The 17,751-nt window shown below is 55.6% G+C and carries 15 protein-coding genes; 12 read left to right on the top strand and 3 right to left on the bottom strand.

Annotated elements, in window-relative coordinates; genetic code table 11:
- The first annotated feature begins 26 nt into the window (after window positions 1-26).
- The 10 genes from DBR37_RS13865 to DBR37_RS13820 all read left to right on the top strand — a co-directional run bounded on the left by DBR37_RS13865 (window position 27) and on the right by DBR37_RS13820 (window position 11,444).
- Window positions 27-1,655 carry an alpha/beta hydrolase gene (locus DBR37_RS13865; protein WP_199739124.1) on the top strand — a complete coding sequence of 543 codons (1,629 nt, stop codon included), beginning with the start codon at window positions 27-29 and terminating at the stop codon, window positions 1,653-1,655.
- A 178-nt stretch (window positions 1,656-1,833) separates the two neighbouring features.
- On the top strand, window positions 1,834-2,406 hold the full coding sequence (gene phaR, locus DBR37_RS13860) for a polyhydroxyalkanoate synthesis repressor PhaR (protein ID WP_124575078.1): 573 nt from the start codon (window positions 1,834-1,836) through the stop codon (window positions 2,404-2,406).
- A gap of 101 nt (window positions 2,407-2,507) precedes the next feature.
- Entirely contained in the window at window positions 2,508-3,869 is a 1,362-nt protein-coding gene (rimO, locus tag DBR37_RS13855; protein WP_124575077.1) for a 30S ribosomal protein S12 methylthiotransferase RimO, read from the top strand.
- Complete coding sequence (locus tag DBR37_RS13850; protein ID WP_124575076.1) at window positions 3,866-4,351, top strand: hypothetical protein; 486 nt, start codon at window positions 3,866-3,868, stop codon at window positions 4,349-4,351. Before rimO ends, DBR37_RS13850 begins: the two co-directional genes overlap by 4 nt.
- 19 nt (window positions 4,352-4,370) lie before the next feature.
- Window positions 4,371-5,543, top strand: coding sequence for a cystathionine beta-lyase (locus DBR37_RS13845; RefSeq protein ID WP_124575075.1), 1,173 nt, complete (start codon window positions 4,371-4,373; stop codon window positions 5,541-5,543).
- Between the two features lie 327 nt (window positions 5,544-5,870).
- A complete protein-coding gene (locus tag DBR37_RS13840; RefSeq protein ID WP_124575074.1) occupies window positions 5,871-7,478 on the top strand; it encodes an ABC transporter substrate-binding protein in 1,608 nt (535 codons plus the stop codon).
- A 63-nt stretch (window positions 7,479-7,541) separates the two neighbouring features.
- Complete coding sequence (locus DBR37_RS13835; RefSeq protein ID WP_124575073.1) at window positions 7,542-8,492, top strand: ABC transporter permease; 951 nt, start codon at window positions 7,542-7,544, stop codon at window positions 8,490-8,492.
- Window positions 8,493-8,494: 2 nt separating this feature from the next.
- On the top strand, window positions 8,495-9,391 hold the full coding sequence (locus DBR37_RS13830; RefSeq protein WP_124575072.1) for an ABC transporter permease: 897 nt from the start codon (window positions 8,495-8,497) through the stop codon (window positions 9,389-9,391).
- Window positions 9,388-10,449: an ABC transporter ATP-binding protein gene (locus DBR37_RS13825; RefSeq protein ID WP_124575071.1), complete on the top strand. Its 1,062-nt coding sequence runs from the start codon at window positions 9,388-9,390 to the stop codon at window positions 10,447-10,449. Before DBR37_RS13830 ends, DBR37_RS13825 begins: the two co-directional genes overlap by 4 nt.
- The gene (locus DBR37_RS13820; RefSeq protein ID WP_124575070.1) at window positions 10,446-11,444 is read left to right on the top strand and encodes an ABC transporter ATP-binding protein; all 999 of its coding nucleotides are present in this window, start codon (window positions 10,446-10,448) and stop codon (window positions 11,442-11,444) included. The genes DBR37_RS13825 and DBR37_RS13820 overlap by 4 nt, the downstream gene beginning before the upstream one ends.
- 59 nt (window positions 11,445-11,503) lie before the next feature.
- On the opposite strand, the gene DBR37_RS13815 is transcribed toward DBR37_RS13820, so the two are convergent.
- From DBR37_RS13815 to mfd, 3 genes are all read right to left on the bottom strand, one after another.
- Window positions 11,504-11,863 (bottom strand): DUF4870 domain-containing protein, encoded by a 360-nt coding sequence (locus tag DBR37_RS13815; RefSeq protein WP_124575069.1) that lies wholly within the window; start codon window positions 11,861-11,863, stop codon window positions 11,504-11,506.
- A 98-nt stretch (window positions 11,864-11,961) separates the two neighbouring features.
- Entirely contained in the window at window positions 11,962-12,807 is an 846-nt protein-coding gene (serB, locus tag DBR37_RS13810) for a phosphoserine phosphatase SerB (protein WP_124575068.1), read from the bottom strand.
- A gap of 12 nt (window positions 12,808-12,819) precedes the next feature.
- Window positions 12,820-16,263 carry a transcription-repair coupling factor gene (gene mfd / locus DBR37_RS13805; RefSeq protein ID WP_124575067.1) on the bottom strand — a complete coding sequence of 1,148 codons (3,444 nt, stop codon included), beginning with the start codon at window positions 16,261-16,263 and terminating at the stop codon, window positions 12,820-12,822.
- A 192-nt stretch (window positions 16,264-16,455) separates the two neighbouring features.
- On the opposite strand from mfd, the gene ispD reads away from it, so the two are divergent.
- Both ispD and ispF read left to right on the top strand, forming a co-directional pair.
- On the top strand, window positions 16,456-17,151 hold the full coding sequence (gene ispD, locus DBR37_RS13800) for a 2-C-methyl-D-erythritol 4-phosphate cytidylyltransferase (RefSeq protein ID WP_124575066.1): 696 nt from the start codon (window positions 16,456-16,458) through the stop codon (window positions 17,149-17,151).
- A complete protein-coding gene (ispF, locus tag DBR37_RS13795; RefSeq protein ID WP_124575065.1) occupies window positions 17,148-17,654 on the top strand; it encodes a 2-C-methyl-D-erythritol 2,4-cyclodiphosphate synthase in 507 nt (168 codons plus the stop codon). Before ispD ends, ispF begins: the two co-directional genes overlap by 4 nt.
- The last annotated feature ends 97 nt before the right edge of the window (window positions 17,655-17,751 follow it).

Raw genomic sequence — 17,751 nt, 5'->3', positions numbered from 1 at the left:
ACATGGCGAAAAAGTGAGGAGCGAGCATGAATCAGCAGCAATCTTCCCCGCATCCAATGTTTGGCTCTGGCATGGGGATAGATCCGGCGGTTGCGTCGCAACTGCAGAGTGACTATGCACAGCAGTTCATGACCTTGTGGCAGCAGATGCTGAACTCACAGCTGCCGCCGCTGACGGATAAGCGCTTTGCCGCTCCGGCCTGGCAGGCAAGCAGCATGCATGCCTTTAATGCCGCAGCCTACCTGCTGAATGCGAAATTCCTGGCTGCAATGGCTGATGCCGTGCAACTGCCACCTAAAGCCAAACAAAAGATACGCTTCGCCGTGGAGCAAATGGTGAACGCGATGTCGCCTGCCAATTTCCTCTTTTCCAATCCGGAAGCACAGCAAAAGCTGATCGAAACCAAAGGCGCAAGTCTGACCAATGGCCTCAAGCACTTGTTTGAGGATATGCAAAAAGGCCGCATTTCGCAGAGTGATGAAACGGCCTTCGAAGTCGGGCGCAATGTGGCGATCACTGAAGGTGCGGTGGTCTTTGAAAATGACTTGTTCCAGTTGCTGCAGTACAAGCCGCTGACCGATACCGTGTACGAGCGACCTTTGCTGCTGGTGCCGCCGTGCATTAACAAGTTCTACATCCTTGATCTGCAGGCGCATAACTCCTTCGTCCGTTATGCGGTCGGGCAAGGCCATACCGTATTTCTGATTTCCTGGCGCAATGCCGACGCGTCGATTGCGCATGCGACCTGGAACGACTACATAGAGGAAGGCGTATTGCAGGCCATGCATGTTGCGCAAGCCATCACGCGCCAGAAAAAAGTCAATGTGCTCGGTTTTTGCGTCGGCGGCACCATGCTGACCAATGCTTTGGCGCTGGCTTGCGCACGCGGTGAAGAACCGGCAGCCAGCCTGACTTTGCTGACCACCTTCCTGGATTTTTCGGATACCGGCATCCTCGATGTGTACATCGATGAGGGCAAGATCAAGGAAATCGAGCAAGAGATAGGCAGTGGTGGCCTGATGAAAGGGCTGGACTTCAATGCGGCTTTTGCCAGCCTGCGTTCAAACGAACTGATCTGGAACTACGTCGCATCGAATTACCTGAAAGGCGAGAATCCTGCGCCATTCGACATGCTGTACTGGAATGCCGACAGCACCAATTTGCCGGGCCCCATGTATTGCTGGTACGTACGCAACACCTATCTGGAAAACAACCTCAAGCAATTCGGCAAATTCATGTTGGGTGGCAAGCCCATCGATTTGCGGCAAATCGATGCGCCGAGTTTTATTTATGGTTCGCGTGAAGACCACATCGTGCCGTGGACCAGTGCATATGAATCAGTCAACATCCTGAATCGCAAAAAGCCGCAACAGAATCGTTTCGTACTCGGTGCGGCCGGTCATATCGCGGGCGTCATCAATCCGCCGGACAAAAGCCGCCGCCAATACTGGGTCAATGATGGGCAGGACGGGCTGGATGCGCTGTCGTGGCTGGCCGGGGCGCAAGAAGTGGCGGGCAGTTGGTGGCCGGCGTGGACCGAATTTCTGGTCAGCCATTCCGGTGAACGGGTCAAAGCCAGGAGCAAACTGGGAAATGCCAAATACAAACCGATAGAGGCCGCACCAGGCCGTTATGTAAAGGCAAAAGCGGCATAAATAGCCGGGGCGGGAAGGTGGCCCTGAAAATCGTACTTCTTGAGGTAGGTCAAGGTGTCGCGTAATGTTGCGTAAACCTTTGTTTTTTCGCACTATAATGAATTGTCGAGGTAGACTCCGTTGGCTTTTTGGGCCGATTGATATAAACGCGTCGTGACGCAATAAGTTGGGATGACTGATGACGAGTACAAAAAAAATCTCCGATCGCTTGATTAAGAAATATCCAAACCGTCGTCTGTATGACACGCAAACGAGTTCTTACATCACGCTCGCCGATGTCAAACAGTTGGTGCTGGATAGCGAGCAGTTCTCCGTGCTCGATGCTAAGACTGATGAAGATTTGACGCGTAGCATCCTGTTGCAGATCATCCTGGAAGAGGAAGCCAATGGCTCGCCTATGTTCTCCAGCGCAGCCTTGTCGCAAATCATTCGTTACTACGGTCACGCAATGCAGGGCATGATGGGCTCCTACCTGGAAAAAAACATCCAGGCTTTCATCGATATCCAGAACAAGCTCACTGAAAACTCCAAGGACCTGTACGAAGGCAAGCCTTTCAGTCCGGAGATGTGGACCCAGTTCATGAACGTGCAGGGTCCTATCATGCAAGGCATGATGAGCAACTACATTGAGCAAAGCAAAAGCCTGTTCGTACAAATGCAGGAACAAATGCAGACTCAGTCGAAAAACATGTTCGGCGCTTTCCCGTTTGCACCGCCAGCGCCACCGCCTGGCGATAAAAACAACAAGTAAGACCTTACTGCCGCTCGCACCATGCCGAGTGGCGGGCGTGGCAGGCAAAAGGGTACAATAGCGGCTTCGCTTCTAACGCCAGCTTTTTGCCCGCCTCAGCCATGACCAATGCTACACAAGTAACCCCAAAAATCGGCTTCGTTTCCCTCGGATGTCCGAAAGCCCTGGTCGACTCAGAACAAATCCTTACCCAGCTGCGCGCTGAAGGTTATGACACTGCCAAGTCTTACGACGGTGCAGATCTGGTCATCGTCAATACTTGCGGTTTTATCGATGCCGCCGTGCAGGAATCGCTGGACGCCATCGGCGAAGCGCTGAATGAAAACGGTAAAGTTATCGTCACAGGTTGCCTTGGTGCAAAAAAAGACGCCGACGGCGACGACATCATCCAGAAAGTCCATCCTAAAGTATTGGCCGTTACCGGCCCGCATGCACTGGGTGAAGTCATGGATGCGGTGCATAAACACATGCCCAAGCCGCACGCGCCGTTCATCGATCTGGTGCCGGCACAGGGTATCAAGCTGACACCCAAGCATTTTGCTTATCTGAAAATTTCCGAAGGCTGTAACCATCGTTGCAGTTTTTGCATCATCCCGTCTATGCGTGGCGATCTGGTATCGCGTCCTATCGCCGATGTCATGCTGGAATCGGAAAACCTGTTCAAGGCTGGCGTCAAGGAATTGCTGGTGATTTCACAAGACACCAGCGCCTATGGCGTGGATGTGAAATTTCGCATGGGTTTCTGGAACGGCAAGCCGGTCAAAACCCATATGACGCAATTGGTCGAAGCGCTGGGCGAACTGGCCAAGCAATACGGCGCGTGGGTTCGTCTGCACTATGTTTATCCATATCCGCACGTGGACGCCATCATCCCTATGATGGCCGAAGGCAAAATCCTGCCTTACCTCGATGTGCCGCTGCAGCACGCGCATCCGGATGTACTGAAACGCATGAAGCGTCCGGCCAGTGGCGAAAAGAACATCGAACGCATCCAGGCATGGCGCGCAATGTGCCCGGACCTGACGATACGTTCCACCTTTATCGCCGGTTTCCCGGGCGAGACCGATGCCGAATTCGAATACCTGCTCGACTTCCTTAAAGAAGCCGAAATTGACCGCCTTGGCTGCTTTGCCTATTCGCCGGTAGAAGGCGCGACCGCCAACGACTTGCCGAATGCAGTGCCGGAAGAGGTGCGCGAAGAGCGTCGTGGCCGTGTCATGTTGCTGCAGGAAGAAATTTCGAAGAAGCGCCTGCAAGCCAAAGTCGGCAAGACCATGCGTGTACTGGTGGATGAAGTCAATCGCAATGGTGGTGTTGCACGTTCAGCTGCTGATGCACCGGAAATCGATGGCGTGGTCTACGTCAAGCCGCCATATGAGCCGCATCTGAAATTGAAAGTCGGTGAATTCATCGACGTCAAAATCACCGGCGCTGATGCACATGACCTGTGGGCTGAAGCATGATGAAAAAAGTATTACTGAGTACCCTGATCGCGCTGGCTGCTGTCAGCACTGGCGCATCTGCACAAGTAGCAGCACCTGCTGCACAAACTGCAGCAGCAGGCAGCAACGTACCGGCGCTGTTCCACAAACCGGTATTTTTCCGTGGCGTGGTCGGCGACATCAATGTGCAAGTTAATATCCGCCCTAAAGCAGATATTGATGAAGGCATAGAAGGTGAGTACTTCATCTTCGGTAACTCGCACAAAATCCTGCTGGCAGGTGAAATCGAAGGCGACCAGCTCTTCATGGAAGAGTCGGAAAACGGTACTAACATCTCCGGACAATGGGATGGCAAGCTGGAAGGCGACAGCCTGGTGGGTAGCTGGATGTCTGCCGATGGCACGATCACCAAACCATTTACCTTGAAAGCCGTGGTGCAAAAGCCTGCCGCCGCACCAGCGCACGCTGCCAAGAAAGCTGCAAGCAATACCGCCAAACCATAATTCACCTCCGGGAGCGCGCGTGACTGACCGACCTACGTTACAGACGGCATTGATTCACAATGACTATCGCGCTCCGGACGGATTCTCGGCACTGCCGCAAGCTATTCATCACGCATCCACGGTTCTGTTCAAGGATGTCGCCAGTATGCGCTCGCGCAACTGGCAGGATAAGAACGCCTACACCTACGGCCTGCACGGCACGCCGACGACCTTCACGCTGGAAGCACGACTCGCCGCGATAGAGGACGGCAAGCACTGCGTACTCGCGCCGAGCGGGCTGGCCGCAATTGCCCTCGTCGATTTCGCTTTTCTCAAAAGCGGTGACGATGTACTCATCCCCGATAACGTCTATAACCCGAACCGCGAGCTGGCCAACTGGTTGCAGCAGGATTTCGGTATCACCGCACGCTATTACGATCCGCTGATAGGCAGCGGCATCGCTGAACTGATTCAGCCGAATACACGTCTGATCTGGACCGAAGCGCCGGGTTCGGTGTCGATGGAAGTGCCGGACTTGCCTGCGATCTGCCGTGTGGCGCATGCCAGGGGTGTGCTGGTTGCGCTGGACAATACCTGGTCCGCCGGTCTGGCCTTGCGCGGTTTCGAGCTGGGCGTGGACATCATCATGCAAGCCCTGACCAAATATCAGTCCGGCGGCTCGGATATCTTGATGGGCGCGGTGATTACGCAGGACAAGGCCTTGAACCAGAAACTGGAAACCGCGCATATGCGTCTCGGTTTCGGTGTGGCGGCGGATGATGTGTATCTGGTCTTGCGCAGCTTGCCGACCATGAAGCTGCGCTTTGAAGCACATGATGCAGCTGCGCGTACCGTGGCTACATGGTTGCAGGCACGACCGGAGATCGCTGCGGTTCTGCATCCGGCTTTGCCTGAGTGCCCTGGGCATGCGCTCTGGCAGCGTGACTTCAGCGGCGCCGGTGGTTTGTTCTCCGTCATCTTCGATCCGCGTTACAGTGAAGCGCAGACGGATCGCTTTGTCGACAGCCTGCAACTTTTCAAAATCGGTTTCAGCTGGGGCGGGGTACACAGCCTGGCGGTACCGTATCGCATGCAGCATATGCGGCAGAACTGGCCGCATCAGGGGCAGTTGGTCCGCCTGAATATCGGACTGGAAGATCCGCAGGACCTGATCGCCGATATCGAGCAGGCGTTCAAGGCGATGCAGGCATAGTCCGGTCTACGCACTACCGCAGTACAACAAGCACCCAAACGGGTGCTTTTTTATTGTGCGCACCTATTAAATCCCCTGTGCATCCTTGCACCAAAGCATGCCCCCAAGATAGCGCAATTTTGTTTTCTCCTGCACAAACCAGCGCATCTGGATTGCGTGCAGGCGGCCAGATGCTCTATCCATACCGCGTACGAAAATTGCTCAGTGTAATGAAGGGCTTAGCGCACTTATCAGAGTGCAATCTTCCGCGCAGACAAGGGTTGGCATGCCACGTGCTTATCTCTGTCATGTCACATTGTTTTGGTGGCTATTTACTGGGAGATTTTTATGGCGTTGGATAAATGGGTTGCACGATGGTTGATGGTGGTTCCGGTCGCGCTGGCACTGCATTCGGGAGTACATGCCGAAACAGTGGCCCGTTACGGGATCTCGATGGCGGATATTCCGCTGACTACAGGCCAGCCGGATCGCGGTGCTGGTGCTTATCAATTTACAGGTCACACAATTTACGATCCGCTGATCGCATGGGAAGCGAACATCGGTACACGTCCGGGCAAGTTGATTCCTGGTCTTGCAACAGAGTGGAAGGTTGATCCCAAGGATCAAAAGAAATGGTTGTTCACGCTGCGCAAGGGCGTGAAGTTCCATGACGGTTCTGACTTCAAGGCAGACGCTGTGGTGTGGAATCTGGATAAGGTTCTGAATGACAAATCACCGCAGTTCGATGCCAAGCAAAGTGCGCAAGTACGTCCGCGCATTCCATCCATCGTCTCGTATCGCAAGGTCAATGACAACACGGTAGAAATCACGACCAAGGAAGTCGATGCGCTGTTTCCTTACCAATTGCCATGGTTCCTGATTTCCAGCCCGGCACAATGGGAAAAAGTCGGCCGCGACTGGAATAAATTTGCGTCGCAAGCATCGGGTACCGGTCCATTCAAACTGGACAAACTGGTGCCGCGCGAACGTGCTGAACTGGTTAAAAATGCCGGTTACTGGGATAAATCACGTCTGGCACAAACCGATCGCGTGATCCTGTTGCCGATTCCTGATGCGCTGACCCGTGCCAATGCCTTGTTGAATGGTCAGGTCGATATCATCGAAACGCCACCACCAGATGTGTTGCCGCAACTGAAAAGCTCGGGCTTCAAACTGGTGACCAATGTGACGCCGCATGTCTGGCCTTACCACTTCAGCACCCAGCCTGGTTCGCCATGGACCGACATCCGTGTGCGTAAAGCGGCCAATCTGGCAGTGGATCGCAGCGGTATCGTGGCCTTGATGAATGGCCTGGCAGTGCCTGCTTATGGTCAGCTCGATCCGACCAGCCCCTGGTTCGGCAAGCCGACGTTCAAAATCAAGTATGACCTCGCTGCTGCACGTGCCCTGATGGCGCAAGCCGGTTACAGCCCAAGCAAGCCACTGAAAGCGAAGATTGTGATCGCACAAGGTGGTACCGGCCAGATGTTGTCCTTGCCTATGAATGAGTACATCCAGCAAAGCCTCGCGGAAATCGGCATCCAGGTGCAGTTTGAAGTAGTGGAACTGGAAACCCTGTACCTGCACTGGCGTAGTGGCGCCAAGGGCGATATCAACGCGGGTAAAGGCATCACCGCGATCAACCTTGGTTATGTGACGGCTGATCCGTTCTATGCACTCACCCGTTTTGCTGACAGCCGTTATGTCGCACCGAACGGCGTGAACTGGGGCGGCTGGTCGAATCCGAAAGTAGATGCAGAGCTGGATCAGATCCGCACCACCTTCGACGTCAAGACGCAGGACAAACTGCTGGCGCAAGTGCATCAGGCGATGGTCGACGATGCGTTGATGCTGTGGGTTGTACATGACGTCAATCCGCACGTGATTTCGCCAAAAGTGAAGGGCTTTATCCAGGCTCAACACTGGTTCCAGGATCTGACCACGATCCGTATGTAACAAAGCGTGAAGGGCGGGGCGCTGGCGCCTCGTCCAACCTTTCTGTATCACTGAAAGTTGTCCATGTTTTCCTATATTTTGAAGCGTTTGCTGTATGCCATTCCGATTGCGCTGAGCGTGACGGTATTGTCTTTCATGCTGGTATATCTGGCGCCTGGCGATCCTTTGAATGCGATTGCTCCGGCGGATGCACCGGCCGATGTGATTGCCGCACTGAAGAGCGCTTACGGTCTCGATAAACCGGTGCCGGTGCAATACGGCATGTGGTTGCTGCGTGCAGTGCAGGGTGATCTGGGTACCTCCATTGCATCCGGTCGCCAGGTGGTGACCGAAGTCATGAGTGCTGTCAGCAATACGCTGCTGCTGGCTGGTGTGGCTGGTTTCATCGGTGTGCTGTTCGGCTGTGTACTGGGTGCGCTGGCCGGTTACTGGCACGGCGGCTGGATAGACCGCATTGCCACCTTCCTGTCCGTCATAGGCGTGAGCGTGCCGCACTATTGGCTGGGTCTGGTATTAACGATTATTTTTTCCATCTGGCTGGGTTGGTTCCCGGCGATGGGGGCAGGGCCAGGCGGCTCATCCGAGTGGCTGTGGGACTACGAACATATACGCCATTTGATACTACCTGCGATCACGCTGGCAGTGATCCCGATGGGCATCATTACGCGCACCGTGCGGGCGCTGGTGGCCGACATGCTGGAACAGGAATTCGTGATCGCCTTGCGCGCCCGCGGCCTGAGCAATCGTGCCATCTTCCGTCACATCGCCAAGAACACGGCACCGACCGTGCTGGCAGTGGCGGGTTTGCAGATCGGTTATCTGATGGGCGGCTCCATCCTGGTGGAAACCGTGTTCGCGTGGCCGGGTACCGGCTTCCTGCTGAATACCGCCATCTTCCAGCGCGACATGCCGCTACTACAAGGCACGATCCTGGTGCTGTGCATGTTCTTTGTCGGCTTGAATCTGATCGTCGATATCCTGCAACCGCTGCTTGATCCACGTATGGGACGTTGACTATGGCTTTCTCTTTGAATTTTGCACCGCAAGTCGCGGTCCCCGTTATGCCGACGCCGGCGCGTGGTTACTGGAGCAAGGTCCTGCGCCAGCTGATGCGCGATCCGGTCGCGATGACGGCGGCGCTGGTGGTGTTCCTGATTGTATGCGCGGCCGTGTTCGCACCATGGCTGGCACCGATGGACCCGTACAAGGGCAGCATGATCAAGCGCCTGCTGCCGATAGGCAGTGAAGGTTATTTGCTCGGCACCGATGAATTGGGGCGCGATATGTTGAGTCGCCTGATGCACGGCGGCCGCCTGTCCCTGCTGATGGGGGTAACGCCAGTGCTGGCAGCCTTTGGCATCGGTACTTCTATCGGCTTGCTGGCGGGCTATGTAGGCGGACGCGTGAATATGGTCATCATGCGCGTGCTGGACGTGTTCTATGCCTTCCCGTCGGTGCTGCTGGCAGTGGCCATCTCCGGCGCGCTGGGGCCCGGCATGACGAATAGCATACTCGCGCTGACACTGGTCTTCGTGCCGCAGGTGGTGCGTGTGGCAGAAAGCGTAACGACCCAGGTGCGCAAGCTGGATTACATCGAAGCGGCACGCATGAGTGGCGCCAGCGCGTTTTCGATTATTCGTGTGCACGTGCTGGGCAATGTGCTGGGACCGGTATTTGTGTATGCGACCGGTTTGCTCAGCGTCAGCATGATTTTGGCAGCAGGTTTGTCCTTCCTCGGCCTCGGTGTCAAACCACCAGAGCCTGAATGGGGCCTGATGCTGAATACATTGCGTTCGGCCATCTTCCGTAATCCGTGGGTCGCGGCTTTGCCGGGCTTGTTGATTTTTATCACGTCCATCGGCTTCAACCTGCTGGCTGATGGTGTGCGTTCTGCTATGGATATACGCCGATGAAACAAGAAACTGTAAACCTGAGTTCAACAGATAGAGGCGGCCCTGCGCAACCACTGTTGATGATCAGGGATTTAAAAAAATACTTCCCGGTGCGCGGTGACATGTTCCAGCGTGAACGCAAATTCGTGCACGCTGTCGATGGCGTCAGCTTCTCGGTCGCCAAGGGCAAGACGCTGGGCATCGTCGGTGAATCCGGTTGCGGCAAATCGACCACGGCACGGCTGATCGCACGCCTGGTTAATCCGGATAGCGGCAGCATGATTTTTGACGGCGAAGGCGTGGCTGAATTTGGTGGCCTCGAATTCAAGGAATTCCGGCGCAACCTGCAAATGGTGTTTCAGGATTCCTTTGCCTCGCTCAACCCGCGCCTGACCATTAGCGAGACCGTCGCTTATGGTCCGCAGGCGCATGGTGTCTCCAAGGCGCAAGCAACCGAGCGCGCGCACGCCTTGCTGGCACGCGTCGGGCTCAGGCCAGAGCTGTTTGCGTCACGTTATCCGCATGAGTTGTCAGGTGGTCAGCGTCAGCGCGTCAATATCGCCCGCGCACTGGCTTTCGAACCGCGTCTGGTGATCCTGGATGAGGCCGTTGCGGCACTGGATAAATCGGTGCAGGCACAGGTATTGAATCTGTTGCAGGAGCTGAAGGCGGAACATGACCTGACTTATCTTTTCATTTCACATGATTTGCATGTGGTGCATTACATCAGCGATGAAGTGATGGTGATGTATATGGGGCAGGTAGTGGAGATGGGGCCGGTAGAAGATATCTACGGCAACTCGCGCCATCCTTATACGCGTGCCTTGCTGTCTGCGGTCCCTTCTATGGACCCGGCCAACCGTACGCAACATACGCCGCTCAGCGGTGATCCGCCGAATCCTATCAATCCGCCCAGCGGATGTCGTTTCCGAGAACGTTGTCCGCATGCGGAAGCGGTGTGTGCAGCGCAGGTGCCGGCATTGATGGCGGCTGATGGTAATACGGCACATACCGTCGCCTGTCACATGAATGATCCGCAGTCCGGTCACACGCAAACCTTGATGGAGGTGGCAGCATGAGTAAACCTTTGGTATCGGTACGTGACCTGACAGTGGAGTTTGTCGGTAATCGACGTGCACACGCGCTGGATAAAATCAGTTTTGATTTGCAGGCGGGGGAGGTGTTGGGTTTGCTGGGTGAATCCGGTTCCGGCAAGAGTGTGACCCTGCGTACTTTGCTGCGCCTGCATCCGTTGCGTACCTCGCGCATCAGCGGCAGCATGGAAGTGGATGGCATGGATGTGCTGGCACTGCAAGGCCGTGAGCTGGACGCGTATCGAGGTGGTACGACTTCGATGGTGTTTCAGGAACCGGGTTTGGCTTTCGATCCGGTGTACACGATAGGACAGCAGATCACCGAAGCGATACGTGCGCATGAAGCCGTTGATCACCGTACGGCGATGCAGCGTGCCTTGCAGATGCTGGAACGGGTGCAGATACCGCAGGCACGTCGTCGCTACGATGCATATCCGCATGAGTTATCCGGCGGTATGCGCCAGCGCGCAATGATTGCGCTGGCACTGGCGTGCAAGCCCAAGCTCTTGCTGGCCGATGAACCGACGACGGCACTGGATGCGACAGTGCAAATCCAGATCCTGTTGCTGCTGCGTGAACTGCAAAAGGAAACCGGTATGTCGGTGATTTTTGTCACCCACGATATCGGCGCAGCGGTCGAGGTCGCGGATAAGATAGCCGTGATGTACGGTGGCCGCATCGTCGAAGAAAACTCGGTGGCTGGCATCGTGCATAGCCCGCGTCATCCGTACACAGCGGGTTTGCTGGCGTCGACAGTGGGTACCGAGAATCGCGGTAAGCCTTTGCTGGCGGTGCCGGGTTCACCTCCCGACTTGTCGGCTTTGCCGCCGGGCTGCAGCTTTGCGCCACGTTGCAGCAATGCGCAACAGCAATGCACGCGCGAGAAGCCGCAAGTGATTTCAGTCAATGGGGAACGCCTGGCTTGCTGGAATCCGGTATTACCTTTGTTGAAGGAGGAGACTGAGCTTGCTACTGCCTAGGCAGGGGCAGGAAATAAAAAAGCGTCCGTATGGACGCTTTTTTTATGACCAGTGCCGTCTTAAGGCATGGGCTTGTTATCGTTCAGGTCGACGATGCCTTTGATCAGGCGATATAGCTTCCAGATCCACGCCACAGTCCACAAGAGGAAGGCAGCCGGGATGCCGATGATGGTCATGAACAAGAGGCCGCCTACGGCCATCCAGACCAGATACCACCAGAAAGAGCGGATTTGCCAGCTGTGATGGCTGTAGACAAAGGTGTTGGCCGCGTCTTCCCGTTTGACGTAATTGATGATCAGCGGGATAAAGGAAAATGCACCCAGCGAAAATACCAGGCTGGCAGCATGGCCCAGGTATAACCACCAGGCCAGGTTCTTTGCGGATTGCAATGAACTGTCTAAAACGAGGTCTTGGTTCATGGCGTGTCCTTAGCTATATGCACAGCATTAAGATGGCTGAATGACTACAAAGTTCCCTGGATCAACTTTTGCGATGTGATACGCATTTACTTGCGTACTTACTTGTGAAACAGGTTGAGGATGCCGTCCAGGCCAACGAAATTCAACGCAATGTCGGCTTGCGCGCGGACGATTGGTTTGGCGCGGAAAGCAACCGACAAGCCAGCAATGCTCATCATTTTCAGGTCGTTCGCACCATCACCCATGACGATGCTTTGCTCGGGCGAGATGTCCAGTTCCTGGCAGACGCGCGCTACCGTCCGTTTCTTTTCCTCGCCATCGACGATGCCGCCTATGACTTTACCGGTCAGTTTGCCGTCGATGATTTCCAGCTGATTCGAATGCGTGTAATCGAGTTGCAGGCGTTGCTTCATGCGATTTGTGAAGTAGGTAAAGCCACCGGACACCAGCAGGCTCTTCATGCCGAGTGCCTGCAAGCCCTGCAGCATCTTTTCTGCACCTGGCGACAGCTGCAAACGTTCGTCGTAGACGCGTTGCAGGGCGCTGGCATCCAGGCCTTTGAGCAAGGCGACGCGGCGGGTCAGGCTTTCCTTGAATTCCAGCTCGCCGCGCATCGCGGCTTCGGTGATTTCTGCAACTTGCGGTTTCAGACCCTGCATATCGGCGATTTCATCGATGCACTCGATGGTGATCAGCGTGGAATCCATATCCATCGCGACCAGCTTGAAATCGGATAGCGAACGGCTGCGTTCGATGAAGGCGTAATCCAGTTTGGCAGCCCAGGCAGCGATATCGATTTGTGACTTCACTTCATCGTTGTAGCTGCAGTCCAGGCAGCGGTAAGCGTGCTCGCCGATCGCAACGATAGAGCGCGGACGTGCCAGTTCGGCGATTTGTTCGACGATGTGGCGTTGGGTGCTGAGGCCTTGCAGGATCAGATTCATAAGTCAGTCAGTTTAGTTAAGCAGGGCACGGATGGTGTTTTTGATCTGCCCTACGCGTGCAGCCAGATCCGGCATATTTGCAGTGATACGCAATTTATCCTGGCCGTTCAATTTTATATGACGATTCTTTTGGATCAACTCTATGATACGCATCGCATCGATAGGCGGGTTAGGTTCGAACTGCAATGTCGCCGATTCCGCATGCGCATCTATCTTGATGATGCCAACCGGAATGGCGGCAACCCGCAAACGATGCGTTTCCACCAATGCCTGTGCTGCGTCCGGCAGTTTACCAAAACGATCGATCAGTTCTTCCTGCAAATCGTTGATGGCATCTGCGGTTTTGCAGTTAGCCAGGCGCTTATAGATGGACAGGCGTTCATGGACGTCACCGCAATAGGTGTTCGGCAAGAGAGCAGGTACGTGCAGATTAATTTCGGTGGTGCTGGCCAGAGGGGCGGCCAGATCCGGTTCCTTGCCGTTTTTCAGCGAACGTACGGCTTCATTCAGCATGTCTGAATAGAGCTGGAAGCCGATCTCGCTCATTTCGCCGGATTGATTGTCGCCCAGTACTTCACCGGCGCCGCGAATTTCCAGATCGTGCATGGCCAGATAGAAGCCACTGCCCAGCTCTTCCATTTGCTGGATCGCGTCGAGACGACGTTGCGCCAGCTTGCTCAGGCCTTGCACATCGTGCACCAGCAAATAAGCATAAGCCTGATGATGCGAACGACCGACGCGACCACGCAGTTGATGCAGCTGGGCCAGACCGAATTTATCGGCGCGGTGCATGATGATGGTGTTGGCAGTCGGGACGTCGATACCGGTTTCAATAATCGTCGTACACAGCAGGATGTTGAAACGCTGTGCCACGAAGTCACGCATGATGCGTTCCAGATCACGCTCGTGCAGCTGGCCGTGCGCAACGCCTATGCGCGCTTCCGGCATCAGCTCTTCCAGCATGGCCTTGCGGTTCTGGATGGTCTCTACTTCATTGTGCAGGAAGTACACCTGGCCGCCACGCTTCAGTTCGCGCAGACAGGCTTCACGTATGACGGAATCGTTTTCACTGCGGACGAAGGTTTTGATCGCCAGGCGCTTTTGCGGTGCGGTGGCGATGATGGAAAAATCACGCAAACCTTCCAGTGCCATACCCAGCGTACGCGGGATAGGGGTGGCGGTCAGTGTCAGTACATCGACTTCGGCGCGCAAGGCTTTCAACGCTTCTTTCTGACGCACGCCGAACCTGTGCTCTTCGTCGATGATGACGAGGCCGAGGCGCGAGAATTTAATATCGCCGGACAGCAGCTTGTGCGTGCCGATCACGATATCTATCGTGCCGTCAGCCATACCCTTGATGGCTTGTGTGACTTCTTTCGCGGTACGGAAGCGCGACAGTTCGGCGATACGCACCGGCCAGTCGGCAAAGCGATCCGCGAAAGTTTGCGCATGTTGTTCCGCCAGCAGCGTGGTCGGTGCCAGGATCGCGACCTGTTTGCCGCCGAGTACGGCGACGAAGGCGGCGCGCAATGCGACTTCTGTCTTGCCGAAGCCGACATCACCGCAAATCAGGCGATCCATCGGTTTGCCGCTGGTCATGTCTTTGATGACCGAGTTGATGGCGGCAGCCTGGTCGGCGGTTTCTTCAAAGCCGAAGCTTTCGGCAAAGGCCTGGTAGTCATGCGCCGAATACTCAAAGCTATGGCCTTCGCGCAGTGCGCGGCGGGCGTACAGGTTCAGGAGTTCGGCTGCGGTATCGCGGATTTTTTCAGCAGCGCGACGTTTGGCTTTTTCCCACTGGCCCGAGCCAAGCGCGTGCAGCGGTGCATCTTCCGGCGAGGCACCGGAGTAGCGCGAGATCACATGCAGCTGCGATACCGGTACATACAGCTTGGTGTCTTTCGCGTATTCCAGGTGCAGGAATTCAGTTTCACCTTCGCCCAGATCCATACTGGTCAGGCCCATATAGCGGCCTATACCGTGATTGACGTGCACCACAGGATCGCCGATTTTGAGTTCGGACAGGTCGCGCACCATCGATTCGACCTGGGTTGCGCCTTCCTGCTTCTTGCTGCCGACACGACGACCGGAGCCTGCGTACAACTCGGTTTCGGTAATGAAAGCGAGGCCGCCAAGCGCATTACCCAGCTCGAAACCGGCATGCATGGGCGCGACGCCCAGCATGAGTTTGGCGGATGCGGTGCTGAAGTCGGCAAAACCTTCGGTCGGCGCCAGTGCTAAATCATATTCATTGAAATACTGCTGCAAGGTTTCGCGACGACCATTGCTTTCCGCGCAGATCATCACGCGCTTGTCGGTTTGCAGCAGGTAAGCACGCAGATTGACCAGCGGATCGTCGGCACGACGATTTACGGCGATATTCGGTAACGGAGCAGACAACTCGGACGCGACATCTTCGTTCTGTATCACCCAGCGGCCAAACGGTTTGGCCAGCGTGAAGAAGTTTTCATCGCTGAGGAAGATTTGTTCCGGCGCGAGGATAGGGCGTTCACGGTCTGACTTGAGGAAGCGGTAGCGCGATTGGGTATCGTCCCAAAAGCGTTTGATCGCCGCTTCTATATCGCCTACCAGCGCGAAGGTGGCATCGCCCGGCAGGTAGTCGAACAGCGTATTCGTTTGTTCAAAGAAGAGCGGCAGATAGTATTCAATACCGGCAGACGCAATGCCGCTGCCTATGTCTTTGTATATCACCGAGCGGCTAGGATCGCCTTCGAACACTTCGCGCCAGCGACCGCGGAAAGCGGTGCGCGCTTCTTCGTCCATCGGGAATTCGCGTGCCGGTAACAGGCGCACTTCCTTGACCGGATACAGCGAGCGCTGCGTATCGGCATCAAAGGTGCGGATGCTGTCTATGGTGTCGCCGAACAGGTCGATACGATACGGCAGTACCGAACCCATAGGATAGATATCGATCAGGCCGCCGCGCACCGAATATTCACCGGGCGACATCACTTGCTTGACCGGGCTGTAACCAGCCAGTTGCAGCTGCGCCTTCAGCTTGGCTTCGTCCAGCGTCTCACCTTGCTTGAAGAAGAAGGTGTAGGACGCGAGGAAGGCGGGCGGCGCCATGCGCACCAGCGCTGTAGTCGCCGGTACGATCAGGACGTCGCAGTGGCCGTTCAGGACTTCATACAGCGTCGCCAGACGCTCGGAAACCAGATCCTGATGCGGTGAAAATGCGTCGTAGGGCAGGGTTTCCCAGTCCGGCAACAAATGGCAGCGCAGATCGTTCGGTTCTTTGCCGAACCAGGGGATTTCTGCCAACAGGCGTTGCGCGTCGCTGGCATTCGCCACGACGACCGTTAACATGCGTTTCTGCGATTTAAGTTCAGCTGCGGCTTGCGCCAATACATAGGCATCCGCCGAACCGTGTACCGGGGGCAGAACAAAACGCGTAGCGGGCTTGGGAAGTGATTTTTTTAGGTCGAATGACATCAAATAGCGACATTAAAAATGTCAGGGTGGTCAAAAAGTAGCCGCTGACTTGCCTGCGGGCACTTCATTTGACAGTGAAAAATTATGATGAGATTATAAACCAAGCCCTTCCTCCCGTCGGGCGCGTGCGCAATCCATAAGGGATAGCCCCATAATAATGAGCGCACCCACGCATCTTCCCAAGACCAGAACATGAGCTCATCCCGTTATTTTGCCCTGATTCCTGCCGCCGGCGTCGGCGCGCGCATGGGTGAAAAGATACCCAAACAATATGTGCAGATAGCCGGGAAGCCGATGCTGCGCCATGTGCTGGACACTTTTTCCCGGGCCGATGCGATAGCGCATACCTTTGTCGTCGTCAGCGCCGAGGATGGTTATATCGACGCGACCATGGCCAGCCTGCATGACGACTCCTACACCACGGTACTGGGTGTTGGCGGTGCGACGCGGCATCAGTCGGTGCTGAATGGTTTGCGCGCCATGCGTGGGGAGATCAATGACGATGACTGGGTGCTGGTGCACGATGCCGCGCGTCCGGGCCTGAGCATAGGCTTGATCGATAAACTGATTAATATCCTGCAGGATGATGAGGTCGGCGGCTTGCTGGCGGTACCGGTGGTGGATACCCTGAAGCGTGCCGGTGCGGAAGGGCGGGTGGAACAAACCGTCACGCGTGATCGCCTGTGGGCGGCGCAGACGCCGCAAATGTTCCGTTACGGCTTGCTGTTGCATGCGCTTGAGCAGGCAACGGCAGTAACGGATGAAGCGAGCGCCATCGAAGCGCTGGGCTTGCAGCCCAGGCTGGTCGAAGGCGACGCCAGGAATTTCAAGGTGACTTTGCCGCATGACGTGGCATTGGCAGAACTTTATTTAAAAGGATTTGTATGAGTGTTTCCCAGAGCGCAGGTCTGCCTTTCCGTATCGGCCAGGGCTACGATTGTCACGCACTGGTAGCGGGTCGCAAGCTGATCATAGGTGGCGTGACGATACCGCACAGTACCGGCTTGCTCGGTCATTCCGATGCAGATGTGCTGTTGCACGCGATTACGGATGCCTTGTTCGGGGCGGCGGCATTGGGAGATATCGGCCGTCATTTCCCGGATACCGCAGTGGAGTTTGCAGGCGCTGACTCGCGCGTGCTGCTGCGTGAAGCCGTCAAGCGTGTGGCGGCAGCCGGTTACAGCATAGGGAATGTGGACGCGACCATCATTGCGCAGAAACCGAAGATGGCGCCACATATTCCGTCTATGGTCGCGCATATCGCCGCCGACCTGGGTGTTGCCATCGATCAGGTGAATATCAAGGCAAAAACCAATGAAAAGCTGGGTTACCTGGGGCGTGAAGAGGGCATAGCGGCGGAAGCGGTGGCGCTGATTTACCGTAGCGCCTGAGCAGGATTAAAGCGCAAACCGGTGTGAAAAGGATAATTTGGGGGCTGGATGACCATGTTTTTTGCGGTTTTCGCAGTGATTTCTAAGAATTTATCCG

The sequence above is a fragment of the Herminiimonas sp. KBW02 genome, from assembly GCF_003852535.1.
Taxonomy (GTDB): domain Bacteria; phylum Pseudomonadota; class Gammaproteobacteria; order Burkholderiales; family Burkholderiaceae_D; genus Oxalicibacterium.
Note: the sequence above shows the minus strand (reverse complement) of the source record. Positions and strands in the feature narration are given on the sequence as shown.